At 51.6% G+C, this 24,924-nt stretch carries 23 protein-coding genes; all 23 read left to right on the forward strand.

Annotated elements, in window-relative coordinates; genetic code table 11:
* Nucleotides 1–6 precede the first annotated feature (6 nt).
* Nucleotides 7–369, forward strand: a complete 363-nt coding sequence (gene rbfA / locus KXU80_RS02370) for a 30S ribosome-binding factor RbfA (protein WP_219836703.1) — start codon at nt 7–9, stop codon at nt 367–369.
* A complete protein-coding gene (locus KXU80_RS02375; RefSeq protein WP_219836704.1) occupies nt 366–1,376 on the forward strand; it encodes a DHH family phosphoesterase in 1,011 nt (336 codons plus the stop codon). The genes rbfA and KXU80_RS02375 overlap by 4 nt, the downstream gene beginning before the upstream one ends.
* Nucleotides 1,373–2,296 (forward strand): tRNA pseudouridine(55) synthase TruB, encoded by a 924-nt coding sequence (truB, locus tag KXU80_RS02380; RefSeq protein ID WP_308858168.1) that lies wholly within the window; start codon nt 1,373–1,375, stop codon nt 2,294–2,296. Before KXU80_RS02375 ends, truB begins: the two co-directional genes overlap by 4 nt.
* 28 nt (nt 2,297–2,324) lie before the next feature.
* A complete protein-coding gene (locus KXU80_RS02385; protein WP_219836705.1) occupies nt 2,325–3,281 on the forward strand; it encodes a bifunctional riboflavin kinase/FAD synthetase in 957 nt (318 codons plus the stop codon).
* Between the two features lie 164 nt (nt 3,282–3,445).
* Nucleotides 3,446–3,715: a 30S ribosomal protein S15 gene (gene rpsO, locus KXU80_RS02390; protein ID WP_090574209.1), complete on the forward strand. Its 270-nt coding sequence runs from the start codon at nt 3,446–3,448 to the stop codon at nt 3,713–3,715.
* Between the two features lie 251 nt (nt 3,716–3,966).
* Complete coding sequence (pnp, locus tag KXU80_RS02395; RefSeq protein WP_219836706.1) at nt 3,967–6,069, forward strand: polyribonucleotide nucleotidyltransferase; 2,103 nt, start codon at nt 3,967–3,969, stop codon at nt 6,067–6,069.
* Nucleotides 6,070–6,180: 111 nt separating this feature from the next.
* Complete coding sequence (locus tag KXU80_RS02400) at nt 6,181–7,185, forward strand: polysaccharide deacetylase family protein (RefSeq protein WP_219836707.1); 1,005 nt, start codon at nt 6,181–6,183, stop codon at nt 7,183–7,185.
* A gap of 54 nt (nt 7,186–7,239) precedes the next feature.
* Nucleotides 7,240–8,505, forward strand: coding sequence for a M16 family metallopeptidase (locus tag KXU80_RS02405; RefSeq protein WP_219836708.1), 1,266 nt, complete (start codon nt 7,240–7,242; stop codon nt 8,503–8,505).
* Nucleotides 8,450–8,929, forward strand: a complete 480-nt coding sequence (gene dut, locus KXU80_RS02410) for a dUTP diphosphatase (protein WP_219836709.1) — start codon at nt 8,450–8,452, stop codon at nt 8,927–8,929. The genes KXU80_RS02405 and dut overlap by 56 nt, the downstream gene beginning before the upstream one ends.
* 291 nt (nt 8,930–9,220) lie before the next feature.
* Complete coding sequence (dpsA, locus tag KXU80_RS02415) at nt 9,221–10,120, forward strand: dipicolinate synthase subunit DpsA (RefSeq protein WP_219836710.1); 900 nt, start codon at nt 9,221–9,223, stop codon at nt 10,118–10,120.
* Entirely contained in the window at nt 10,117–10,704 is a 588-nt protein-coding gene (locus tag KXU80_RS02420) for a dipicolinate synthase subunit B (protein ID WP_219836711.1), read from the forward strand. The genes dpsA and KXU80_RS02420 overlap by 4 nt, the downstream gene beginning before the upstream one ends.
* Before the next feature lie 74 nt (nt 10,705–10,778).
* Nucleotides 10,779–11,819 carry an aspartate-semialdehyde dehydrogenase gene (locus tag KXU80_RS02425; protein ID WP_219836712.1) on the forward strand — a complete coding sequence of 347 codons (1,041 nt, stop codon included), beginning with the start codon at nt 10,779–10,781 and terminating at the stop codon, nt 11,817–11,819.
* A 74-nt stretch (nt 11,820–11,893) separates the two neighbouring features.
* Nucleotides 11,894–13,108, forward strand: a complete 1,215-nt coding sequence (dapG, locus tag KXU80_RS02430) for an aspartate kinase (RefSeq protein ID WP_219836713.1) — start codon at nt 11,894–11,896, stop codon at nt 13,106–13,108.
* A gap of 126 nt (nt 13,109–13,234) precedes the next feature.
* Nucleotides 13,235–14,101 carry a 4-hydroxy-tetrahydrodipicolinate synthase gene (gene dapA, locus KXU80_RS02435; RefSeq protein WP_219836714.1) on the forward strand — a complete coding sequence of 289 codons (867 nt, stop codon included), beginning with the start codon at nt 13,235–13,237 and terminating at the stop codon, nt 14,099–14,101.
* 419 nt (nt 14,102–14,520) lie between these two features.
* Nucleotides 14,521–16,200, forward strand: coding sequence for a ribonuclease J (locus KXU80_RS02440; protein WP_219836715.1), 1,680 nt, complete (start codon nt 14,521–14,523; stop codon nt 16,198–16,200).
* Nucleotides 16,201–16,361: 161 nt separating this feature from the next.
* Entirely contained in the window at nt 16,362–17,120 is a 759-nt protein-coding gene (locus KXU80_RS02445; RefSeq protein ID WP_219836716.1) for a ClpP family protease, read from the forward strand.
* Complete coding sequence (locus tag KXU80_RS02450) at nt 17,117–17,341, forward strand: YlzJ-like family protein (RefSeq protein ID WP_219836718.1); 225 nt, start codon at nt 17,117–17,119, stop codon at nt 17,339–17,341. Before KXU80_RS02445 ends, KXU80_RS02450 begins: the two co-directional genes overlap by 4 nt.
* Before the next feature lie 75 nt (nt 17,342–17,416).
* The gene (locus KXU80_RS02455; protein WP_219836719.1) at nt 17,417–20,062 is read left to right on the forward strand and encodes an FtsK/SpoIIIE family DNA translocase; all 2,646 of its coding nucleotides are present in this window, start codon (nt 17,417–17,419) and stop codon (nt 20,060–20,062) included.
* Nucleotides 20,063–20,159: 97 nt separating this feature from the next.
* Complete coding sequence (gene sleB / locus KXU80_RS02460; protein ID WP_219836720.1) at nt 20,160–20,936, forward strand: spore cortex-lytic enzyme; 777 nt, start codon at nt 20,160–20,162, stop codon at nt 20,934–20,936.
* Between the two features lie 129 nt (nt 20,937–21,065).
* A complete protein-coding gene (gene yfmF / locus KXU80_RS02465) occupies nt 21,066–22,346 on the forward strand; it encodes an EF-P 5-aminopentanol modification-associated protein YfmF (RefSeq protein WP_219836721.1) in 1,281 nt (426 codons plus the stop codon).
* A 3-nt stretch (nt 22,347–22,349) separates the two neighbouring features.
* Nucleotides 22,350–23,636 carry an EF-P 5-aminopentanol modification-associated protein YfmH gene (yfmH, locus tag KXU80_RS02470; RefSeq protein ID WP_219836722.1) on the forward strand — a complete coding sequence of 429 codons (1,287 nt, stop codon included), beginning with the start codon at nt 22,350–22,352 and terminating at the stop codon, nt 23,634–23,636.
* A 14-nt stretch (nt 23,637–23,650) separates the two neighbouring features.
* Nucleotides 23,651–24,382 (forward strand): elongation factor P 5-aminopentanone reductase, encoded by a 732-nt coding sequence (ymfI, locus tag KXU80_RS02475; protein ID WP_219838832.1) that lies wholly within the window; start codon nt 23,651–23,653, stop codon nt 24,380–24,382.
* A gap of 150 nt (nt 24,383–24,532) precedes the next feature.
* The gene (locus KXU80_RS02480; protein WP_219836723.1) at nt 24,533–24,784 is read left to right on the forward strand and encodes a DUF3243 domain-containing protein; all 252 of its coding nucleotides are present in this window, start codon (nt 24,533–24,535) and stop codon (nt 24,782–24,784) included.
* The last annotated feature ends 140 nt before the right edge of the window (nt 24,785–24,924 follow it).

Consider the following 24,924-nt stretch of genomic DNA (forward strand, 5'->3'; position numbering starts at 1 on the left):
TGACCTATGGCGAAAGTCCGCGTAGGACGTGTAGGCGAACAAATTAAGAAAGAACTCAGCACCATTATCCAAACGGAGCTGAAGGATCCGCGGATCGGCTTCATAACGGTAACCGGCGTCGAAGTGACAAATGATTTGTCACAGGCGCGGGTATACCTGAGCGTACTCGGCAGCGATGAGCAGAAGGAAGAAACGCTCAAAGCGCTGGGTCGCGGTACAGGTTTCATTCGTTCGGAGCTTGGCAAGCGGATTCGGTTCCGTCATACTCCGGAGCTGCTGTTCAAATTCGACAGCAGCATCGAGTATGGCAGCCGCATTGAAGCCTTGCTGAATACGATCAATGCAGGCAGTGGCAGGAGCGGACAATGACCGCGGCGGAAGCTGCGGCATTTCCAGCCGCTTACGGCAAGCAGCTGCAGGACGCGCTTGATTTCATTCGCTCCGGCAGCCAGGTTCTAGTTGTTTCGCATGTACAGCCTGATGGCGACGCCATCAGCTCGACGCTCGTCGTTAGTTGGATTCTTCGCCAGCTGGGCAAGCAAGCTGTCCTCATTAATGAAGGCGCGGTACCAACCCGCCTTCATTATATGGAGGAAACAGCCGGAATCATCAATTACAGCAAACAGCCGCCGACTGAATTCTTTGATCGAATTATTGCCGTTGACTGCGCTGATTTTAGGCGAATTGGTCTTGTAAAAGACCTGTTTGCCGATCAAGCGCAGCTTCTTAATATTGATCATCATCCGACGAACGACGGATTTGGTTCCGTGAACTTGATTCGAGCGGATGCAGCCGCAACGGTTGAAATTTTAAACGATCTTATTGAATATGCTGGCTTATCGATAGATAAGGAAGCGGCAACTGCCATTTATACCGGATTATTGACGGATACCGGCGGTTTCCGTTATTCCAACACGAGTCCTCGCGTTATGCAGATTGCATCCCGCATGCTCGCAGAGGATGTACAGGGGCATTGGATCGCAAACCATCTCCTTGAGCGGATGACAAAGCCGCAGCTGCTGCTTCTGCAGCGCGGATTGAACCGTTTGACCTTCTCGGAAGATAACCAAATCGCCTGGCTCTATGTAGCGATTACCGATATGGCGGATACGGGAGCGGTCGGGGATGATTTGGAAGGCCTCGTGAATTACGCGCTCAATGTGGAAGGCGTAGAAGTCGGAATCCTATTCAAGGAGACCGAGAATGGCGACGTGAAAGTCAGCATGCGTTCTTCTGGGAAAGCCGACGTAGCCGCCATTGCACAGTCCTTCGGCGGCGGCGGTCATGTTCGTGCAGCGGGCTGCAGGCTGCAGGTAGGCATTGATGACTCCATCCCTGCTGTTGTAAATGCCGTTAGAGAGGCGTTGAACGGATGATGGATGGTGTTTTGGCAGTTTGGAAGCCTGCGGGCTGGACCTCGCACGATGTTGTAGCCAAAGTAAGGGGTATATTAAAGGTAAAGCGGATCGGACATACCGGAACGCTGGATCCGCAGGTAACCGGCGTGCTGCCGCTTTGTATAGGACGTGCTACGCGCGTTGTGGAATATGTGCAAGAGCGTCCCAAGTCGTATGAAGCGGTTATGCAGTTCGGCATAGCTACGGATACAGAGGATTTGACAGGCACAATCGTATCGGAGATGCCCTCGGTTGAGTTAACTGAACAGCAGATACGCGATGTGCTTGCATCCTTCGTAGGCGAAATCGATCAAGTGCCTCCTATGTTCTCTGCGGTACGCGTGGACGGAAAGCGGTTGTACGAATTGGCTCGCGAAGGACAAGTGGTCGAACGGCAGTCCAGACGTGTAACCATATATAAGCTGGAGCTTCTGGAGCTGCAACTGAACCAACCGCGGCCGCTCATTCGTTTCTCCGTCGTTTGTTCCAAGGGCACCTATATCCGAACCCTGTGCGTCGATATTGGCAAAGCATTGAACGTTCCCGCGGCTATGGCGGAGCTCACTCGGACCATGTCCGGTGGCTTCACGCGTGAGCAATGCTTGACGCTGGAAGAAATTGCGCAGCTCAAGGCATCCGGAACTATTGAGGACAAGCTGATGGCTTCTGATGAAGCGCTGGATCATTTCCCGCGTGTAACTGTCAGCGCTGCCGATGTGCAGCGCGCGTTTCAAGGCAAGCGAATTCCGCTTCGCGGATTGCTGGAGCAAAATGCTTTCGAGCAAGATTCCTTGCTGCGCGTGTATGGGGAAGACGGCTTGTTTGCAGGCCTATTTCAACCGGATGATGAAACCCAATCACTTAAAGCTGTGAAGGTGTTTACACCGACGGCGGAGTAGTGAAGATTATAAAGCAGGTGTGACTGCAGTGGAAATTATTTCGTTACAGTACCCGATCGCAGGTTCTGAAGCAGCGCTCCGCGCACGGCCCAAGACATTGGCAATCGGTCATTTCGACGGCGTTCACCTTGGCCATCAGAATGTCATATCGCGTGCCATGGCATCGGCCCGGGCTGCGGGTCTCCAAGGGGCTGTGATGACGTTTCATCCTCACCCCAAAGAAGTGCTTGGCCGGAGCGGACAATATCTGACCGCACTAACGCCGCTCGAAGTTAAAGTGGAGCGTTTCCGCAAGCTGGGCGTTGACGTTGTGTATGTCGTTAAATTTGATCTGGACTTTGCCAAGGTTTCGCCCGCCGAGTTTGTCGACGGTGTTCTGAGACCTTTACAGGTGAAACGGGCCATTGTAGGCTTTGATTTCACCTTCGGGGCTAAGGGAGCCGGCAATCCGGACACTCTCTGGTCGCTGGGCGAGCCGGATATAGGAGTGGAGATCGTGGATCCATTGATGCAAAACGGTGAGAAAGTAAGCAGCACTCTCGTACGCGAGGCGCTGTCGAGCGGACGTCCTGAGGATGCGGCCAACCTGCTTGGCGAGCCTTATGAAGTTCGCGGCGTTGTCGTACAGGGCGAAGGCAGAGGAAGCAAGATCGGGTTCCCGACTGCGAATATTCAGCAAGAGCCAGGCGCTCTTATTCCCCGCCAAGGTGTCTATGCCATTATGGCTGAGGTGGAGGGAAGCCGCTATCCCGGCGTCATGAATATAGGCGTCAAGCCTACCTTTCATGAGACGCTGCCTGAACCGGTTCTGGAAGCACACTTGTTTGATTTCAGCGGGGACCTGTACGGGAAAAATGTTTCTGTACAATTTATTACGTTTCTGCGGACGGAGAAGAAATTCGGTTCTATTGATGAACTAATCGCACAAATCAAGTCCGATGCGGATCAAGCCCGCTCGGAATTGACGGCTTATAATCAGAAATAGAAACTGCATTTACTTCTCCCTGGAAGATGTGGTATACTCTTAGACGTTGCGTAGTCGCATTCTATTTCCAGCAAACGCAGCATTGAACCTTAGCTTGGCCTGTCCGTCATTCACCGGGCGCTGGCGAGGCTAACGGCGATTATGATACAAGGAGGTGAACATGGATGGCACTTACGCAAGAACGCAAACATCAATTGATTGACGAGCACAAAACCCACGCGAACGATACGGGCTCACCGGAAGTTCAAATCGCTATCCTGACGCAAAACATCGTCAATTTGACAGATCATCTTCGGACGCACAAGAAGGATCACCACTCGCGCCGCGGTCTGCTCAAAATGGTTGGTCAACGCCGTAAATTGTTGGCTTACCTGAAAAACAAAGACGTAAAACGTTACAGCGCATTGATCGAAAAACTCGGCCTTCGCCGATAATAGATGCGGGGATAAAAGCAACCTGGTTGTCAGGCCGCCCGGGAATTACGGGCGTGCCTGCGCTGGGTTGCTTTTTGTAAATTAACTTAGCATACTTACATAACCAACGTTTGAATAGCTCCATTCGGGGCTTTTCTTATAGATTTTTTTCCGGCAGTTTATGGCTAACGAACGAAAGAATGGAAAATAATATACTGACAATACGGCGGTCCCTAGATGGATTGCCGGTCGTTGCAGTGAGGAGGATATATATGCATCGCGTAGAAACAACATTGGGCGGCCGCCCGCTTGTTTTGGAAACGGGACGTTTAGCGAAACAAGCTAACGCTGCGGTAACGGTGAAGTACGGAGAAACGGTGGTTCTTTGTACGGTTGTTTCATCCACGGAACCGAAGAATCTGGATTTCTTCCCGCTGACCGTCAATTACGAAGAGCGTTTGTATGCCGTCGGTAAAATTCCTGGCGGATTCATTAAACGTGAAGGACGTCCGAGCGAGAAAGCCATTCTGGCCAGCCGCTTGACTGACCGTCCGATTCGTCCGCTTTTCCCTGACGGTTTCCGCAATGAAGTGCAAATCGCCAATATCGTCATGAGCGTCGATCAAGACTGCTCCCCTGAAATTGCAGCAATGATCGGTACGTCTGCAGCGCTTACGATTTCCGATATTCCGTTTAACGGACCGATCGGCGGCGTTATCGTAGGCCGTATCGATGGACAATTCATAATTAATCCGACCGTGGAACAAGAAGCGAAGAGCGACGTATACGTTGTTGTTGCGGGTACGAAAGACGCCATCATGATGGTTGAAGCAGAAGCGAACGAAGTACCTGAAGACGTTATACTTGAAGCGATCATGTTCGGTCATGACGAAATCAGACGCATTGTTGCTTCGCTCGAGGAGCTGCAGGCACTTGCCGGCAAAGAGAAAATCGAAGTGAAGCTGCACACGGTGGATGCTGCCGTTAACGAGGCGGTTCGCGCGTTCGCAGGAGATCGCTTGGTCGAAGCAGTGCGCGTCGTCGAGAAGCATGCCCGCCAAGAAGCCATTGATGCCGTCAATAGCGATGCCATCGCTCATTTTGGCGTAGAATACGCGGAATCGCCGGAATTGCTCGGCGATGTGAAAGAAGTACTGTACGATATCGTGAAGGAAGAAGTCCGTCGTTTGATTACGCATGACAAGGTACGTCCGGATGGACGGGCATTGGCAGAAATTCGTCCGATCGAATGCGACGTCGCGCTCCTGCCGCGTACGCACGGATCCGGTTTGTTCACGCGCGGTCAAACGCAGGCGCTCAGCATTTGTACATTAGGTGCGCTTGGCGACGTGCAAATTTTGGACGGCATCGATTTGACGGAAACGAAACGTTTCATGCATCATTACAACTTCCCGCCGTTCAGCGTAGGGGAAGCAAGACCGCTTCGTCCTCCGGGCCGCCGCGAAATCGGCCACGGCGCTTTGGGTGAACGCGCGCTCTCGAAGGTCATTCCGAGCGAAACGGAGTTCCCATATACAATTCGTTTGGTATCCGAAGTTCTGGAATCCAACGGCTCCACAAGCCAAGCAAGTATCTGCGCAAGCACGCTGGCGATGATGGATGCAGGCGTACCGATCAAGGCACCGGTTGCAGGCATCGCGATGGGTCTGATCAAGGACGGCGATCATTTCTCCATCCTCTCTGATATTCAAGGTATGGAGGATCATCTCGGCGATATGGACTTTAAAGTCGCGGGAACGGCAGCAGGCGTAACCGCCATTCAAATGGATATCAAGATCAACGGGATTGACCGTGCGATTCTGGCACAATCCTTGGAGCAAGCGCGCGAAGGCCGCATGCATATCCTCGGCAAGATGAATGAAGTGATGCAAACACCGCGTACGAGCCTGTCCCAGTACGCGCCGAAAATCGTCATCATGCACATCCATCCAGACAAAATCCGTGACGTTATCGGCTCCGGCGGTAAAATCATTAACAAAATCATTGATGAAACCGGCGTGAAAATCGATATCGAGCAGGATGGTACGGTGTTTATCGCTTCCTCCAACGCGGAAGCGAATGAGCGTGCGAAACAAATTATCGAAGGCATCGTACGCGAAGTCGTTGTCGGCGAAGTTTATTTGGGCACAGTGAAGCGGATCGAGAAATTCGGCTGCTTCGTTGAGATTCTTCCGAACAAAGATGGTTTGGTTCATATCTCGCAAGTATCCACGGAACGGGTTGCTAAAGTCGAGGATGTTCTTAAAATCGGCGATCAAATCACGGTCAAAGTAACAGAGATTGATGCACAAGGCCGCATTAACCTGTCTCGTAAAGCCGTGCTGGCGCCAGAAGTGCCAGCACAACAATCCTAACAGCAATTCCTTCAAGAGACAGGGAGACCTGTCTCTTTTTCTTTGTCTGCCTGAATTCTCATATTGTAATCGGGGTCATAATATGATGTAGGAGAAGGGTGGGACAAAGTTATGAAGCTGAAGAAAGGGATCATCATGGCATTGACCATGTGCGCGCTGCTAATTACAATCCGGCTGAACGGACCTATGTCGGAATACGTGTATGCCATGAAGCAGGGAGGTGCAGCAACAGCCGTATTTTCGCAAACCTTCTTGGATCCATCGGCATATGAGAGCGTGTCATTGCGTGAAATGATCCAATTGGAAGCCGATAAAAGGAGGATAGCCCCTGTCGATGCACGTATCGACCGCATATGGAAAGCCATACCCGGCTATAACGGGCTTGAAGTCGATGTCGATAAGACGTACAGGCTTATGGTTCATGCACCCGTGAATGAACCCATCCGTTTTGTATACCGGGAAGTGGAGCCCAAAGTGAGTTTGAATGATCTTGGTCGTGCTCCGATTTACAAAGGCAATCCGAATAAGCCGATGGTTGCGCTCATGATTAACGTAGCTTGGGGCAACGAATTCATTCCTTCGATGCTGGCGACGTTGAAGAAGGAAAATGTGAAGGCGACTTTTTTCTTCGATGGGTCTTGGCTGAAGAAGAACACGAATGTAGCAAGAGAAATTCAAGCCGCAGGCCACGAAATATCGAACCACGCTTATACGCACCCCAATATGAGCCAGCTTGACCGGCTTTCCGCTTATAATCAGATTGCGAGGACGGAAGCGCTGCTGTCGTCGACGCTGAATGTCAAGAATGCCTGGTTCGCGCCGCCGTCAGGAGACTTTAATCAAATGACGGTTGATGTAGCGGCTGAACAAGGACTCAAGACGGTGCTGTGGACGCTGGATACCGTAGATTGGATGCACCCCCCGGCTTATTCCATCATTCGCAAAGTGAAGACGCGTGTTGAGTCCGGCTCTTTGATTCTCATGCATCCGACGGATTCCTCTAGTCAGGCACTGCCCGGAATAATCGCAGCCATTAAGGGAAAAGGGCTTATGCTGGGCACGGTCAGTGAAACACTTTCCTCTAAAAGGGTGTCGTTAGTTGAGGCAGGACCATAATTTTGTTATAGTGAAGTCATTGATTTCATGCTTCTGATGTAGGAGGGGTCACTTTTGAACAATTATACACTCAGCAACGGCCTGCGAGTCGTTGTGGAATACATTCCGACCTGCCGGTCGGTTTCCTTCGGAATTTGGGTAAAGACCGGCTCACGCAACGAAACGCCGGAGAATAACGGTATTTCACATTTTATCGAGCACATGCTCTTTAAAGGTACAGAACGCCACAGCGCCAAAGACATTGCTGATCTATTCGATGGCATCGGCGGCAACGTGAATGCATTTACGGCGAAAGAGTATACGTGCTATTTTGCCAAAGTGTTGGATCAACATCTTCCGATCGCCGTGGATGCACTGGCCGACATGTTCTTCAATTCCCAAATGGACGCGGCGGAACTGGGTAAAGAGAAGAACGTGATTCTGGAAGAAATCGCGATGTACGAGGATACGCCGGATGACAAGGTGCATGATGAAGCATCGCGCGCAGCCTACGGTGATCACCCGCTTGCATATTCCATTCTCGGATTGGAAGAACGTCTTAACGCGATGGACGGCGATTTCTTGCGCGGCTACATGAACGGGCATTACAGGATTGACAACACAGTCATCGCGGTTGCCGGCAATGTGGAGGAGGCTGCGCTGCTGGAGCTGCTCGAGAAGCATTTCAGCGGGTTCAAGACTACGGGTTCAGAGCCTGCGCTAACGGTCCCGGCGTTCAGCGGGAATTATTTGTTCCATAAGAAGAAAACCGAGCAAAACCATATTTGCATCTCGTTCCCTGGCTGCTCGATTGCGGACCCGCAGCTGTATGCAATGATCCTGCTGAACAATGCTATCGGCGGCGGTATGAGCTCCCGGTTGTTCCAAGAGATTCGGGAGAAGCGGGGCCTTGCTTATTCCGTGTATTCCTATCATACGTCCTATGCAGACAGCGGCCTGTTTACGGTCTACGCAGGCACTGCGCCGAAGCAGACGAAGGACGTACTGGATCTGACGTTGGAGCAAATGCATGATTTGGCGGTCAAAGGATTAACGGATGCCGAGCTGCACCGCGGCAAAGAACAATTGAAGGGCAGTCTGATTCTCAGCCTGGAGAGTACAAGCAGCCGAATGAACCGTCTGGGCAAAAATGAGCTTATGCTCGGCCGTCATTACACGCTTGACGAAATGCTGGAGCGGATCGATGCCGTTCATATGAATGACATCCGTGAAGTAACCAAGCGGATGCTCTCGGTTCCATTCGCGGTTGCAATGGTCGGAAGCAATGACAAAGCAGCTGCAGCCATCGGGAGGGATTCGCTTGTTTCAAGTATTATTTAAACGGCTGCCCGGCAACGAGGATGTGCAGCTTCCCCGCAAAATGTCAGACTTGGCGGCGGGGTTCGACCTTCATGCTGCGGTTGATGAGCCGGTGACGCTCCAGCCGGGTGAGCGGAAGCTGATTCCAACGGGATTCGCTATGGCGATGCCGGCTGATCTGGAAGCGCAAATTCGCCCGCGCAGCGGCCTTGCATATAAGCATGGCATTACATGCTTGAATTCTCCGGGAACGATCGATGCGGACTATAGAGGCGAAGTTAAGGTGCTGCTTATTAATCTCGGGCAGCAGCCGTTCGTCATTGAGCGCGGCGAACGCATTGCGCAAATGCTGTTCCAGCTCGTTCCGGTCGTCGAGCTTGCCGAAGTGAATAACCTCCCGGAGACCATTCGCGGTGCGGGCGGGTTCGGGCATACAGGCGTCTGACGTTATCGATTTGCAATCATTATGACTCATGACAGAGCACCGAAGCAGCGGCTTCGGTGCTCTTTTGCATGTGGATATAGGAACTGCCGCGCATTGGCTGGGCGAATTCTCCGTTTCGAAGAATTCATTTTCACCCCGCTCTGGGCGGATGCATAAGATGGTCTATAACTAAGAGCGCACGCTGTCAACCGGCAAGCCTGAACGCAGGCTTCCGGTTCCAGTTTGTACTGTCGATCGGGCCGTTGCCTCTGTGCAGCGAGCAGCGATTGCAGTTGAAAGGAGTGAAACCTTATGCTGACAGGAGTTCAGGTCGTGCTGCTTGGCGGCGACGCCCGCGGGCTCGAGGTCATCCGCAAGCTGACCGAGCTCGATGCAACAGTCACGGTTGCCGGTTTTGACCAACTGCACTCGTCTCTGGACGGAGCGGTTCGCGCGGAGATGAGCGAAGAGCTGTTCGAGCATGCAGACGCAATCGTGCTGCCTGCGGTTGGAACGGACGACGAAGGCAAGATAGTCGCCGTGTTCAGCGATCGCGAGCTGGTTCTGACCGAGGAGTATGTTGCCAAACTGCCTAAGCATTGTACGGTATATGCGGGGATGGCGAAGCCATATCTGCGCAATCTTTGTCAGAAGCACGGCATTGCGCTGATCGAGCTGTTCGACCGCGACGACGTGGCGATTTATAATTCCATTCCGACCGCTGAAGGCGCGGTTATGATGGCGATTCAGAATACGGACATCACCATTCACGGCTCATCCTGCATGGTGCTGGGAATCGGCCGGACAGGGTTTACGCTCGCGCGTACGCTGCAGGGTCTGGGGGCCAAAGTTATGGTTGGCGTACGCCGAGAAGAGCATTTTGCAAGGGCGTATGAGATGGGCTTCGAGCCCTTCTACATCAAGCAATTGTTACAGTTTGTGGGGAATATTGACTTGCTTTTTAATACAATTCCGACTATGATAGTCACAGCGCAAATTATAGCAAATTTGCCATCGCGAGCGGTTATTATCGACCTCGCTTCCAAGCCTGGCGGAACGGATTTCCGCTTTGCTGAGAAGCGCGGAATTAAAGCGTTGCTCGCCCCCGGCCTGCCAGGAATCGTCGCACCTAAAACTGCTGGACGCATCATAGCGGATTGTTTATGTCGATTGATTATGGAAGATTCCAGGCAACGGGGGAATGGGCAATGAAATGGCAAGGCAAAACGGTGGGCTACGCGCTCTCCGGTTCTCACTGTACGTTCGCAGAGGTTATGCCGGTCATTCAACGCTTCGTGGATGAAGGAGCGAACGTCGTTCCGATTGTCACGCAGACGCTGATTACGACAGATACTCGCTTCGGCACGGCAGCGGAGTGGCAGCGTCAGCTGAAGTCGATCACTGGCAATGAAATCATTTCGACAATTGTCGATGCAGAGCCCCTGGGGCCGTCTAAACTGCTCGACGTGCTTGTCATTGCGCCATGCACGGGCAATACGACAAGCAAACTAGCAAATGCTATGACCGACAGTCCGGTTCTGATGGCTGCCAAAGCACAGATGCGGAACCAGCGTCCCTTGGTGCTCGCCATTTCGACGAACGACGGTCTTGGTTTAAATGCGGCTAATATTGCAAAACTATTAGTTTGCAAAAATGTGTATTTCGTTCCTTTTGGTCAAGATAATCCGATCCAGAAACCCAATTCGCTCGTTGCCAAGATGGAACTCGTTCCTGAGGCCTGCGAGGCTGCGCTTCTAGGCAAACAGCTGCAGCCGATGCTGATCGAGCGCGCTTAACGATCGTTTTTGACGACCATACTATGTACTTGGAGCAGCCCTTGACATAAGTTTCGGAAGGGAGACGACAACCAATGTCGAATCAGAAGTTGTTTAACGTCGCAGTAGTTGGGGCGACAGGCGCAGTAGGCGAACAAATCATCGGTTTGCTCGAGCAGCGGGATTTTCCGATCGGCGAGCTTAAGTTGCTTTCTTCCGCACGTTCCGCGGGCAAGAAACTTATGTTTAAGGAAATCGAATATACAGTAGAAGAAGCTGTGCCGGAAAGTTTTAAAGGTGTTGAAATTGCCTTGTTCAGTGCGGGCGGCGATGTGACGAAAGCACTTGCCCCCCACGCTGTTGAGCATGGGGCGGTTTGTATCGATAATACGAATGCCTACCGTATGGATCCGGATACTCCGCTCATCGTGCCAGAAGTCAATCTCGATAAGGTAAACGATCACAGAGGCATCATTGCGAATCCGAACTGTTCCACGATTCAAATGGTTACAGCGCTCAAACCGCTGCAGGACAGCTACGGAATTTCCCGCATTATCGTATCGACGTACCAAGCGGTATCGGGGGCCGGCAGCCGCGCAATTGACGAACTTCTTCGTCAAACACGCGAGGTGTTGGACGGCCATGTTGTGAATCCAGATATTTTGCCTGTTGGATCTCTTCCTGTGAAGCATCAAATTGCATTCAATGCTATTCCGCAAATCGATAAGTTTCAAGACAACGGCTATACATTGGAAGAAATGAAAATGGTTCGCGAGACCAAGAAAATCATGGATGATGAATCCATTGAGGTTACGGCGACATGCGTGCGCATTCCTGTCGTTTATGGTCACTCGGAATCGGTATACGTAGAGCTTAAGAACGATTATGAACTGGAAGACGTCAAGAAGCTGATTGCTGATGCTCCAGGTGTTGTTTTGGTCGATGACCCTCAAGGTCAAATGTACCCGCTGGCAACGGAAGCAGCAGGTAAGCCTGAGGTGTTCGTTGGACGACTGCGCCGTGATTTGGGCCATGCACGCGGCTTAAACTTGTGGATCGTTTCTGATAATCTGCTCAAAGGCGCAGCATGGAATGCTGTCCAAATCGCAGAATACATTGCCATCGAGAAACAGTAACGATTAATCCAAGAGCAGATTGTTAAACTGCAGCGGTCCGGCGTTAACAGCCAGTCGGATACGGAGGTTTGGCAATGCGCATCCTCGTGCAAAAGTTCGGCGGCACATCGCTGTCTACGGACGAAGCAAGGCAACTCGTAATCGGACATATCAAGCGGGAGCGGCAACGACAATTTGGACTTGTCGTTGTCGTCTCTGCAATGGGGCGTAAAGGCGACCCGTATGCAACGGATACGCTGCTTTCCCTTATCGCTCATCATGGGAATTCTCTCCCGGCCAAAGAAAGAGACATGCTCCAAGGCTGCGGAGAAATCATCTCCGCCTCCGTGCTGTGCAGCTTGCTGCGCGCCGCAGGCATTACGGCTATCGCGTTGACTGGCGGCGGTGCTGGTATTATTACCGACAATCAGTTCGGCCGGGCTCGAATTTTGGAAATTCGCACAGAAGGCATTCATAAAGCGCTTCAGGAAGGTCATGTCGTTATTGTGACCGGGTTTCAAGGCGTTACAGAAGCAGGGGAATTCACGACCCTCGGCAGAGGCGGCAGCGATACTTCGGCAACAGCGCTCGGCGCAGCGCTTCAAGCGGAACGGGTCGATATTTATACGGATGTAAACGGCATTCTTACGGCTGATCCAAGAATCGTGAAGGATGCAAGGCCATTAACTATAATCAGTTACTCGGAAATCGGCAATATGGCTAGGCAAGGTGCGAAGGTTATTCATCCGCGCGCCGTCGAGATCGCTCAACAAGCACGGATTCCGCTGCGCGTCCGTTCCACGTTCTCCGAGGACGAGGGGACCCTTGTGACCGATACTGTCCATGCATTAAAGTCTTCGTTTGTTCGTGACCGTCATGTAACGGGTGTTGCTCATGTGAGCGGCGTTACGCAAATAACGGTTCAAGCGCAGGACGGACATACCGATGTACAGCTTCAAGTGTTTCAAGCGATGGCTAAACATCATATCAGCGTCGATTTTATTAACGTGAATCCAGGCGGCGCGGTATACACCGTATTCGATCATGATGCGGATAAGGCGGTAAACGTTTTGCAGGAAATCGGTTACGCGCCTCGCGCCGTAAGCGGATGCGCCAAAATATCGGTGATCGGCGGCGGAATGAACGGCGTTCCCGGCATTATGGCGCGCATCGTGGAAGCGTTGACTGAGAAGGGCGTTCCAATTCTTCAATCCGCTGATTCCAACACGACCATCTGGGTATTGGTTCGCGAGAGTTACATGGTGACTGCGCTGCAAGCGCTGCATGCTAAGTTTGCTCTGCACGAATAAACGGCCGATGCGTTTAGTGAATATACTCTTATAGTTCTGTTTTGCTCTGCAAAATTTTTAGACGATTTTTGCCATGCGAAGGCTCAGTAGATTTTTGCACTGCAAAAATTCTTAGGAGGAGATATTTTGGATTTTGGACGTTTAGTTTCTGCAATGGTTACTCCGTTCCATGCGGACGGATCGATAGACTTGGATACGACAGGCCGATTAATGGATTATTTAATTCAAGATCAACAGAACGATAGTATCGTTGTATGCGGTACGACCGGCGAATCTCCGACGGTAAGCGACGAAGAGAAAGAAGCGCTGTTTACGTTCGCGGTTAAGCACGCGGCCGGGCGCTGCAAAATCATTGCAGGAACAGGAAGCAACGATACGGCTCATTCGATCCACTTGACTCGAATTGCGCAGCAATGCGGAGTGGATGCCGTACTTCTGGTCGCGCCGTATTACAATAAGCCGACACAAGAAGGCATGTACCAGCATTTCAAGGCAATCGCAGAATCCACGACCTTGCCGGTTATATTATATAACGTTCCCGGCCGGACAATCGTGAGCTTGTCCGCGGCGACGACGCTGCGCCTGGCTCAACTCCCTAACGTCGTAGCTACCAAAGAATGTGCTTCGCTAGATCAAGTGGCCGAGATTGTAAGAGAGGCTCCCGACAATTTCCGCGTATACAGCGGCGACGACAGTTCGGCGCTTCCGGCGCTGGCGGTCGGCGCTTACGGGATCGTAAGCGTAGCGAGCCATGTCATCGGCAAAGAAATGAAGGCCATGATTCATGCGTATTTGGATGGCAATAACGGCGAAGCAGCCAAGCTGCACGGCGAGAGCCTTCGCGTTTTTAAAGGGCTGTTTGACCTGCCGAATCCAGTCCTGGTTAAAGCTGCGCTGGCGCTCAAAAGGCTTCCTGTTGGCGGCGTTCGCCTGCCTCTGGTGGATGCGAACGAGGCGGAAATCGACGTACTTAAACAACTGCTTAACGGCTAGTCATTCCATTCACTGCTCGTGGTTGCTTCACCCGCATTCGCCACAAACCGGTGCGCTTGCATCGGTTTTTTGTTTCATTTGGCCTGTTTGAAGCGTCATGAACGATTAGATGCTGCAGGCGGACAAGCCCTGCTTAAAGCAGACATTATATCCATTACTTGTTTTTCGTATTTTCAATCATGTATAATGAAACCAAGTGACGGTGTGCGGCAAAATTTTGAAAATGTGTAACGCCAAGGGCGGCGTTCGACAGCACTTGTTATGAATTGCGTGCAGCGCGATCCTGCGGGAGAAATCGGCTGGCTATGCGATTTAATTGCGCAACTATTAATTATAAGTTGAAACGCCTGTCTTCGGTTGCTGATGCAGCAAGTCGAGGTCTGGTTTGTTTCGTAAACTATTAGGAGGTACGAATCCACTTGTCTAAGAAAAACATCCAGGATAAGCTGCTGATTTTTGCATTGGGCGGCGTCGGTGAAATCGGTAAGAACATGTATGTTATTCAGTACGGAAATGATATCGTAGTGGTAGATTCGGGGCTTAAGTTCCCTGAAGAAGATATGCTTGGAATTGATATCGTCATTCCTGACATTACGTATTTGACGGAGAACCGCGACAAAGTAAGAGGGATTTTAATTACGCATGGTCACGAGGATCATATCGGCGGCTTGCCTTATGTACTCAAACACCTGAATGTTCCGATCTACGGCACGAAATTGACGCTTGGTCTGATCGAAGGCAAGCTGAAGGAAGCTGGCCTGCTGGGTGAAACGAAGAGAATCCTGATTAACGCGGAATCCGAAGTTCAACTCGGCTCCATTAAAGCTTCGTTCTTCAGAACTAACCACAGTATTCCCGATTCGGTCGGCGTCTGCTTGGACACGCCTGAAGGAACGGTTGTTCACACAGGCGACTTTAAGTTCGATCACACGCCTGTCAATAATCAGTACGCGGATCTGCAGCGTATCGCTGATATTGGACGCCGCGGCGTGCTGGCGCTTCTTTCGGACAGCACGAACGCTGAACGTGCGGGCTTTACGCCGTCTGAGAGCATGATCGGTGTGGAGCTGGAGGATATCTTCCGGAAGGCGACACAACGCGTAGTCGTTGCCACTTTCGCTTCTAACGTTCATCGGATTCAACAAGTCGTAAACGCGGCTGCTGCAACGAAGCGTAAAATCGCAGTTGTAGGACGCAGCATGGTCAACGTTGTTTCCGTAGCTTCGGAGCTGGGTTACTTGAATATTCCGGAAGGCATGATCATCGAGCCGGAGGAAATCAACAAAATGGCCGCTGACCGCGTAGCGGTATTGTCGACAGGCAGTCAAGGGGAGCCGATGTCGGCGCTAACGAGAATGGCGCGTTCGACCCACCGCAAAATCGATATTATGCCGGGTGACACCGTTATCATCGCAGCAACGCCGATCCCAGGCAACGAACGTTATGTAGGCCGTACGGTCGACGAATTGTTCCGTTTAGGGGCGCATGTTATTTACGGACCTGGATCCGTTTCCGGCGTGCACGTATCCGGTCACGGCAGTCAGGAAGAGCTGAAGCTGATGCTGAACCTCATCCGTCCCAAATATTTCATTCCCATTCACGGTGAATACCGCATGCTCCGTCAACATGCTATCCTCGGCGAGGCGGTTGGCATCGAGCGTGAGAACATATTTATTATCGATAATGGCGACACGGTTGAATTCCAAGGCGGTTCAGGCCGCAAAGGCAGCAAGGTGCCAGCCGGTAACGTCTTGATTGATGGACTCGGCGTCGGTGACGTGGGCAATATTGTTCTCCGTGACCGCAAGCTTCTTTCGCAGGACGGAATTCTTGTCGTCGTCGTTACGCTAAGCAAGCAAGACGGCGCAATTCTATCCGGTCCGGATATCATTTCCCGCGGGTTTGTGTATGTACGGGAGTCAGAAGGGCTGCTCGAAGAAGCGAACCGTATCGTCACTTCGACACTGCATAAGCTCATGAACGACAAAGTGAATGAGTGGGCATCGCTCAAAACGAATGTGAAGGACGCGCTTGGACGTTTCTTGTACGAGCAGACTCGCCGCCGTCCGATGATTTTGCCGATTATTATGGAAGTTTAATCCATTCCGTATGCGATAGACGATTCTCTAAGGAAGCTATGCTTCTTTAAGGGGATCGTCTTTTTGTTTGCAGAATGTTGTATAATTCCAAGGCCAAATTCCATACTATGCAGAGCCGGCCATAGCTATCCTTGGTTAGGTATTTGGAGGAGGACAAGCAAATGTGGGAGGAAGTTCAAACATTTAAATCAGAACAGCCGGAGCCGCCGGCAGGCGATCGTAAACCGCCCTTGAGCAATTCCGTCGTAGAAACGATTCAGCAGCTGGGTCAGACAATGACGCCGGCATCGGAGTCGAATGTGTTCTGCATGACGATTATCGGACAAGTGGAAGGGCATATCGTGCTTCCGCCGCAAAACAAAACGACCAAATACGAGCATCTGATTCCGCAGCTGGTAGCGGCTGAGCAGAATGCCAAGATCGAAGGGATCATGATCGTATTGAATACGGTTGGTGGCGATGTCGAAGCGGGTCTGGCAATTGCCGAAATGATTTCGTCGCTGACGAAGCCGACGGTTACGCTTGTCCTAGGCGGGGGACATTCCATTGGCGTACCGATTGCCGTTGCCGGCAATACATCCTTCATCGCTGAATCGGCAACAATGACCATTCATCCGATTCGCTTAAACGGACTTGTCATCGGCGTGCCCCAGACGTTCGAATATTTGGAGAAAATGCAGGAGCGGGTCGTTCGGTTCGTGACGTCGCATTCCAATGTGACGGAAGAGAAGTTCAAGGAGCTTATGTTAAAGTCGGGCGAGCTTACGCGGGACATTGGAACGACGGTAATCGGGATGGATGCGGTGAAGCATGGACTGATCGATCAGGTTGGCGGCATCGGACAGGCGCTCCGCCAGTTGAACCTGTTGATTGATGCGAAGAAAGCTGCCGGCACGGAAGGAAGGGGGCTTACACAATGACCATTTATACAATGATGCCGCTTGAGTTAGTCTTTGACGGCATTCATGAACAGCCGGGTCCTTATGTGTCCATACAAGTTGGAAACGTGCATCTTCAAATCGAAGCGGTCTCGCCGGGAATTGGCCGTGTAGTGAGGCTGCTCGACGGGCCGCTGGACGCATTCCTGCGTCCTGAATTCACGCCTGGAACGTTGATTGCCTACGGCAGTTCATACGCGTAATGGGCAAGTTAACTGGATAATAGTAACACATCGTACCCTGCTCCTATGGTATAATGGCAAGCAGAGGTGACGATTTTGGCTAAGAAAAAGAGGAAGAGAAAGAGCTCAATCGGGACGAGCCTGAAGTATGAAGTATACGGTATTTTGCTCATCACGATTTCTGTAATCGCTCTATCGGGAGAAGCAGCGGTCGGCCGTTCATTATCGAAACTTTTTGGACTTGTACTCGGCAAGTTCTATTTTGTTTTGGCATTAGTAGGCATTTATGTCGGACTTGCCGTCATGATTAAACGCACATGGCCTTCAGGCTGGTCGACTCGTAAAACAGGCGTGCTGCTGCTCGTGCTTGCATGTACCTTATGGAGCGCGAGTGCGGTTATGGATCAGAAGACGGAGCCGACAGGCGGACTGACCCCTTCGTATATCATGGCTCAATTGGGAAGCGACATTCACGGAGCGCTGTTTAACGCGCCTGGTGATTCGCAGGGGAATGCCCCGGTACAATCTGCGAGCGGGGGTTATGCCGGCGCGATTCAATATACGCTGTTATTCTGGCTGTTCGGTTATTTTGGCGCAAAGTTTATCATGATTGTGATGTTTGCGATCTCGATCATGCTGATGACGGGCAAATCGTATGTGGACCTGCTTCGAACATTACGCATTAGAGGCGGGCGGTTCTTATCACTGCTTCGCATGAAATTCGCTTCGAAGCGTCAGACGCTTTCTGCTGCATCGCCTAAGGCTTCAGGCAAGCAGGCTGTCATGGTCATGGATGATTTGGACGATGAGGATGACGACGATGCATACGCCCAGTCCATAAAGACTCGCGGCCAGAAGAAGCGTTCCCCGATCTTCTCTTGGTTCAATGATGTATCCAAACCAAGTGAAGCGGAGCACCATGACCATGAATGGCAGATGGAAGATGGTCAATCTACAGGTTCATTTGGCAAAGCTGGACAGGCACCCGCATGGCAGGACGACGAGGACGAAGATGAAAGCGCGGAAGCTTGGCGATCGCCAGTTCTTGAGAACGTTGAGTCGGCCGGTACGGCGATTCCCGCAGAGATTCCAGATTGGAAGATGACTACCGCAAGCGTACAAGAATCGGATTCAGAACATGAGCCGGAGCCGGCTTCATATCCGCCGCAGAAAGAACTAGAAGATGCCTACATAGAAGAAGAGCAGGATGAGTTCATAGCACCTGCTCCATCCATTCCTCGAAGTCCTGCCATCGCTGCGGACGGTGAGGATGACAGCTTAGAGACGGCAGGCAGTATAACCAAACCTCCGGCGGAGAAGCCGTATTTTCTACCTTCTCTGAATTTGCTGCAGAAGCCGAGCGGGAGCGGGAAAACGGGAGACTCGGCTGATTCCGTGGAATCGCGGCGCAAGCTGGAAGCGACGCTCGAAAGCTTTGGCGTACGCGCGAAGGTATTGGACGTTGTCCGCGGCCCTGCGGTTACCCGGTATGAAGTCCAACCGGCCACCGGCGTTAAAGTCAGCAAAATCGTAAGCTTGACGGATGATATCGCGCTTGCACTCGCTGCGAAGGATATTCGGATGGAGGCGCCGATTCCCGGCAAATCCGCGATTGGTATCGAGGTGCCGAACACGGAGGTTTCCGTCGTCACGATGCGCGAGGTCATGGAAACCCCATCTTTTCAAAACGCTTCATCGAAGATGTCGATCGCGTTCGGACGGGATATTTCGGGGCAGCCGATCGTCGGCAATTTAGCTAAAATGCCCCATCTGCTCGTTGCAGGCGCCACCGGCTCGGGGAAATCCGTTTGCATCAACGGCATCATCACCAGCATTCTGTATAAAGCACGCCCGGACGAAGTGAAGCTGCTGATGATCGATCCCAAGATGGTCGAGCTTAACATGTACAACGGCATCCCGCATTTACTGGCTCCCGTCGTGACGGATCCAAGACGGGCTTCGCTGGCATTGAAGAAAATCGTCGTCGAGATGGAGAAACGATATGAACTGTTCTCCAAATCCGGAACGCGGAATATTGAAGGCTACAATACGCTGATGGCTGAGAATCCTGCCGCGGTGCTGCCATATATCGTCGTTATTGTCGATGAGCTTGCCGATCTGATGATGGTTGCAGCCAACGATGTCGAGGATGCCATTACCCGGCTAGCTCAGATGGCCCGCGCGTCAGGCATTCATTTGATCATCGCTACGCAGCGTCCTTCCGTAGACGTCATTACAGGCGTGATTAAAGCGAATATACCTTCCCGAATTGCATTCGGCGTATCCTCCCAAGTAGATTCGCGGACGATTCTAGATATGGTTGGCGCTGAGAAGCTGCTTGGACGGGGCGATATGCTCTTCCTGCCGGTCGGCATGTCCAAGCCGATCCGCGTGCAGGGGGCGTTCCTTTCCGACCAAGAAGTGGAATCGATCGTCGCCTATGCCCGAGGACAAGGCGAGGCTGAATACAAGGAAGATCTGGTTCCCGAAATCGATGATTCCGTAATGGAGAATGAAGAAATTTTGGACGAACTTTACGAACAAGCCGTCCGGATCGTACTGGAGGCGAAGCAGGCGTCCGTATCGCTCCTGCAGCGCCGCATGCGCATAGGTTATACCCGTGCTGCCAGACTAATCGATCAGATGGAGGCCAGAAGCATTGTAGGCCCGTATGAGGGAAGCAAGCCGCGTGAAGTGCTGACGACCGTCGATCAATACGATGCGGGCAGGATCAGCTCTTAAGGAAACATCATGCATAGAAGTTACCTCGATTTCTCATAATAGGAATATGCTCCGCTTGCTTTGAGAAACCATTTGCAAGAGAAAGGCAGATCCTAAGATGAGAAATCGTTTAATTTCGGTGACCATCGTCATCGTCCTTCTGTTGTTTGGTGCGTTCACGGTCAAGCACGCGCACTTCGGCAAAACAACCGAAACGTTCAGCAATGCGATTCTAAAGGTCGGTTCATCCGGTAAAGATGTCTCGGAGCTGCAAGGTCGGCTCAAGGCGCTCGGTTATTTTAACGGCGCTATAGACGGTAAGTTTGGCGCATCAACCAAAAATGCCGTCACCTGGTTTCAATGGAAATTCGGGCTCAAATCCGACGGCGTCGTTGGTGCGAAGACGAAGCTGAAGCTGTGGGAAGCGACGAAGAATTGGCGGCCTACAGCCCCTAGTACGGGTGGCGGTAATGGCAGCAAGTCAAGCGGCGGTTCCGAATCGTCAGCAGGGGACATGAACAAGTCCAATAAGCTGGGCTTATCAGCGAATGATCTGAAGCTGATGGCCAATGCGGTTTACGGCGAATCCCGGGGCGAGCCGTACCTGGGGCAAATTGCAGTTGCCGCTGTTATTCTCAACCGCGTCAAATCGCCTAGCTTCCCAAATACGGTGTCCGGCGTTATTTTTCAGCCTGGTGCATTTACGGCGGTAGCGGACGGTCAAATTTATTTGACGCCGAATGAGAAGGCTGCCCGAGCCGTGCAGGATGCGATTAACGGCATGGATCCAACGGGAGGCTGCCTCTATTACTTCAATCCGGAGACGGCAACATCCAAATGGATTTGGACGCGTCCGCAAGTGAAAACAATCGGAAAACATATTTTCTGCATGTAGCAAGAATCGAAGCAGCCTGCCTATTGACGCGGGTTGCTTCTTCCATTTCCGATCGGGTAGAATGGAATAGATCACAGCAAAATGGAATAGATTGACTTTATATTACTTGAGCGGAAGGGGACGTGAGGCGTGAGCAACGCTCCATTTCAACGAGGTCAGCTGAATCGAATTCGATTGCATGTATTGCCGACACAACGTTTCAAAACCTTTTCCATTTCCCTCTATGCGGGTCTGCCGCTTGAAGAATCTACGGTGACTTCGGCAGCGCTGATTCCCTTTATTCTTCGAAGGGGGACAGCCTCTACACCGGAAACGATTGCCTTTCGCGAACGGTTGGATGAGCTGTACGGCGCCGGATTCGGGTTTGATGTATACAAACGAGGAGACGCCCAGATTATCCAGTTTCGGATGGACGTCATTAACGACCGTTTTGTTTCTTCCAATCAGCCGCTGCTGGCTGCATCGCTGAAACTGCTGGGCGAGGTTGTAACGGAGCCGGTTTTGGAGAACGGTCAGCTGCGCGCCAAGTACGTTGAAGCCGAGAAAGACACGCTGCGCAAGCGGTTGGAAGCGATTATTAACGATAAAATCAGGTATGCCGCCGAGCGCTGCCTGGAAGTCATGTGTGAGGACGAACCATACAGACTTCATCCGCTTGGCCGACTCGAGGATATTGATGCAATTACGGCGGAGTCCGTCACGAAGGCATATCGGTCCTGGCTGTCGCAGGCGGCGTTTGATCTGTATGTCGTCGGCGATACGACGCTGGAGGAAGTGCAGGCACTTGTCGGTGCGGCTTTTCATCAGAATGAAGGCAAGCCTGCGAATTACATGCTTCCGCAGGTTCACAAACCGGTCAAAGACGTTCGTACGGTTATCGAGAGTATGGAAGTTACGCAAGGAAAGCTGAATTTGGGCCTGCGGATCAACACTTCTTACGGTGATGACGATTATCCGGCAGCGCTGATGTTCAATGGGATTTTGGGCGGCTACCCGCATTCCAAGCTGTTTTTGAATGTTCGGGAGAAAGCCAGCTTGGCCTATTATGCGGCTTCTCGGCTCGATGGCCACAAAGGCATATGCACGATTCAATCCGGCATTGAAATCGGGAATTACGACAAGGCCTCAACGATTATTCAAGAGCAGCTGGAGCAAATGCGAACTGGCGTTTACAGCGACCTGGAGATGAACCAGACAAAAGCAATGATTGCGAATCATTTGCGCGAGCTGCAGGATTCCGCGAACGAGATGATCGGCTTTGACTTCAATGCGATTTTGTCAAAACGGGAGCGTTCCGCGGAGCAGCTTCTGAAGCAGGTACAGGCAGTGACCGCCGAGCAAATCGCAGCGGTGGCACGCAAAACCGAGCTCGATACGATTTATTTCCTGCGCGACAAGAAGGAGGGCTAATCGGTGGAAACGTTAGCATACCCCGGCGTTCAAGAAACGCTGTACCGTGAAATCATGCCCAATGGCCTCGAGGTCGTCGTCCTTCCGAAGGAAGGCTTCAGCAAGACGTATGCGACCTTCGCAACGAAATACGGGTCGATCGATAATCGTTTCGCTGTTGGCAATCAACCGCCGATTTCCGTGCCTGACGGCATTGCGCATTTTTTGGAGCATAAGATGTTCGAAGAGCCGACAGGCGATATTTTTGCAACATTTGCATCGCAAGGCGCGTCTGCTAATGCGTTCACTAGTTTTGACCGTACCGTCTACTTATTCTCGGCCACGGAGCAGATCGATGCGAACTTGACTACCTTGATCGATTTTGTCCAGAATCCCTATTTCACAGATGAGAACGTGGAGAAGGAGAAAGGCATCATCGAGCAGGAAATCAACATGTACCGTGACAATGCCGATTGGCGCGTTTACTTTGGGTTGATCGATGCGCTGTACCATCATCATCCGATACATATCGATATTGCCGGGACCGTCGCGTCGATCCGCCAAATCGATAAAGAGACGCTATACCGCTGTTATGAAACGTTTTATCACCCGTCGAACATGTTCCTATTCGTAGTGGGCGGCGTTCAACCGGAAGCAGTCTTGAAGCTGGTCAGGGATAATCAAGCAGGCAAGTCGTTTCAGCCGCAGGGCGAAATTTCCCGTTTCTTCGAGAAAGAACCGGCTTCGGTCAAGATCCCTCGGAAAACGGCTGCACTTCCCGTTTCTATGCCGAAGTGCATGATCGGATTCAAAGAGAGCCGGACGCCGCTTCAACCGAATGAGCTGCTTCGCACGGAGCTGACGACCAAATTAATGCTGGAATCGCTGCTTGGCTCCAGCTCGCCGATTTATCATGCGCTGTATGATGATGATTTGATTACCGATTCGTTCGGTCATGAGTATAACAGCAGCGAAGATTATGCTTTCTCCGTCGTCGGGGGCGAGACGCGTGATCCGGATGAGCTGCTTCGCAGACTGCGGGACGCGATTGAGCATGCCCAAAAAAACGGATTGAATCAAGAAACGTTCGAGCGCACGAAGCGCAAGAAAATCGGCGGTTATCTCCGGATGCTTAATTCCCCTGAGGCGATTGCCGGTGAGTTCACACGCTACCGATTCCGCGGCGCTGACTTGTTTAAGCTGCTTCCGGTTTATGAAGAAATTACGCTCGAGGAAGCGAATGAGCGTCTTCGGAGTCATTTTGACTGGGATCGCATGGCTGTTTCCATCGTGTCGAAGGACGCGAATTGAAAACGTTCAAAGAAATGACGGTTCTCGTGACTGGGGGAAGCCGCGGAATCGGAGCGGCTATAGCGCGCCGATTCGCTGCGGAAAGCATGAATGTCGTCATTCACTATAATCAAGCGCACGAAGCTGCGAACGAAACCGCTCGCAGCTGTTTGCGGCTTGGTGCGGCTGATGTTTTTACCGTGTCAGCTGATGTCCGTTCCAGAGACCAGCTCATCCGTATGCGTGAGAAGCTCGAGCAGCGCGGTATGGTACCTGACATTGTGGTGAATAATGCAGGCATCGCGCATTACAGCATGCTTGCCGATGTGACGGACGAAACATGGGATGAGGTTATGGACATTAACTTAAAGGGAATGTTCCTATGTACACAGCTCTTTATGCCTGCTATGATTTCACAGCGGTTTGGCCGCATTATTAACGTATCGTCCATATGGGGATTATCCGGTGCTTCCTGCGAGGTTCTGTACTCAACCAGCAAGGGCGGCATGAACGCGTTCACCAAGGCGTTGGCGAAGGAGCTGGCGCCTTCCGGCGTAACCGTTAATGCCGTTGCTCCGGGAGCCGTCGATACCGTCATGTTGGACAACCTGGATGCAGCTGAGAAGAGCGCGTTGGAATCCGAAATACCCGTTGGCCGCTTCGCACAGCCGGAAGAAATTGCATCGCTTGTCTACTTTCTGGCATTGCCGGAGTCCGCATATATAACCGGGCAAATCATTAGCCCGAATGGCGGATGGTTGACCTGACACAGATTGCATACGTGGCTGCTGCTCCATATGCTGCGATTTGAATTTGTTGGCAGATCGTACGGGTTCGCATAAGATTTCGCCTTTGCGTCAACAATACGGTTGTTGTTGCTGATCAACAGCCAACACCGCAAAGGAGGAACAGCACCAATGTCAACTGTCCTTACTAACTTCGGCACTTGGAAAGAATTTTTGTCGGATCGTGTACAACAAGCGAAAAGTATGGGTTTGAACGAGGATACGATTGCAAACCTCGCCTTTGAGATCGGCTCCTTCCTCGACGAGAGGGTAGATCCCAAAAACGAAGAGCAGCGTACGCTCAAGGAACTATGGGATGCCGGCGATGAATTTGAACGAAAAGCGCTTGCCGGCCTGATGGTCAAGCTTGTACAAAAATCGTAAACTGTCCACGAGAAAAGCCTCCAATTGCGGAGGCTTTTCTGTAATGTTCGAAGAATGTTGCAGGATTTTGACGGATATTGTAGAATAAACTTTTTAATGCCTAATCGCATCTGATATTCGAGTTTCAAACATTCTTATAT

This window comes from Paenibacillus sp. R14(2021), assembly GCF_019431355.1.
Taxonomy (GTDB): Bacteria; Bacillota; Bacilli; order Paenibacillales; family Paenibacillaceae; genus Paenibacillus_Z.

Bases quoted from the DNA above. Each gene is read 5' to 3' on its own strand.
- rbfA (WP_219836703.1), top strand. From the start codon at position 7: ATGGCGAAAGTCCGCGTAGGACGTGTAGGCGAACAAATTAAGAAAGAA.
- KXU80_RS02375 (WP_219836704.1), top strand. From the start codon at position 366: ATGACCGCGGCGGAAGCTGCGGCATTTCCAGCCGCTTACGGCAAGCAG.
- truB (WP_308858168.1), top strand. From the start codon at position 1,373: ATGATGGATGGTGTTTTGGCAGTTTGGAAGCCTGCGGGCTGGACCTCG.
- rpsO (WP_090574209.1), top strand. From the start codon at position 3,446: ATGGCACTTACGCAAGAACGCAAACATCAATTGATTGACGAGCACAAA.
- pnp (WP_219836706.1), top strand. From the start codon at position 3,967: ATGCATCGCGTAGAAACAACATTGGGCGGCCGCCCGCTTGTTTTGGAA.
- KXU80_RS02400 (WP_219836707.1), top strand. From the start codon at position 6,181: ATGAAGCTGAAGAAAGGGATCATCATGGCATTGACCATGTGCGCGCTG.
- dut (WP_219836709.1), top strand. From the start codon at position 8,450: ATGACAAAGCAGCTGCAGCCATCGGGAGGGATTCGCTTGTTTCAAGTA.
- dpsA (WP_219836710.1), top strand. From the start codon at position 9,221: ATGCTGACAGGAGTTCAGGTCGTGCTGCTTGGCGGCGACGCCCGCGGG.
- KXU80_RS02420 (WP_219836711.1), top strand. From the start codon at position 10,117: ATGAAATGGCAAGGCAAAACGGTGGGCTACGCGCTCTCCGGTTCTCAC.
- KXU80_RS02425 (WP_219836712.1), top strand. From the start codon at position 10,779: ATGTCGAATCAGAAGTTGTTTAACGTCGCAGTAGTTGGGGCGACAGGC.
- dapG (WP_219836713.1), top strand. From the start codon at position 11,894: ATGCGCATCCTCGTGCAAAAGTTCGGCGGCACATCGCTGTCTACGGAC.
- KXU80_RS02445 (WP_219836716.1), top strand. From the start codon at position 16,362: ATGTGGGAGGAAGTTCAAACATTTAAATCAGAACAGCCGGAGCCGCCG.
- KXU80_RS02450 (WP_219836718.1), top strand. From the start codon at position 17,117: ATGACCATTTATACAATGATGCCGCTTGAGTTAGTCTTTGACGGCATT.
- sleB (WP_219836720.1), top strand. From the start codon at position 20,160: ATGAGAAATCGTTTAATTTCGGTGACCATCGTCATCGTCCTTCTGTTG.
- ymfI (WP_219838832.1), top strand. From the start codon at position 23,651: ATGACGGTTCTCGTGACTGGGGGAAGCCGCGGAATCGGAGCGGCTATA.
- KXU80_RS02480 (WP_219836723.1), top strand. From the start codon at position 24,533: ATGTCAACTGTCCTTACTAACTTCGGCACTTGGAAAGAATTTTTGTCG.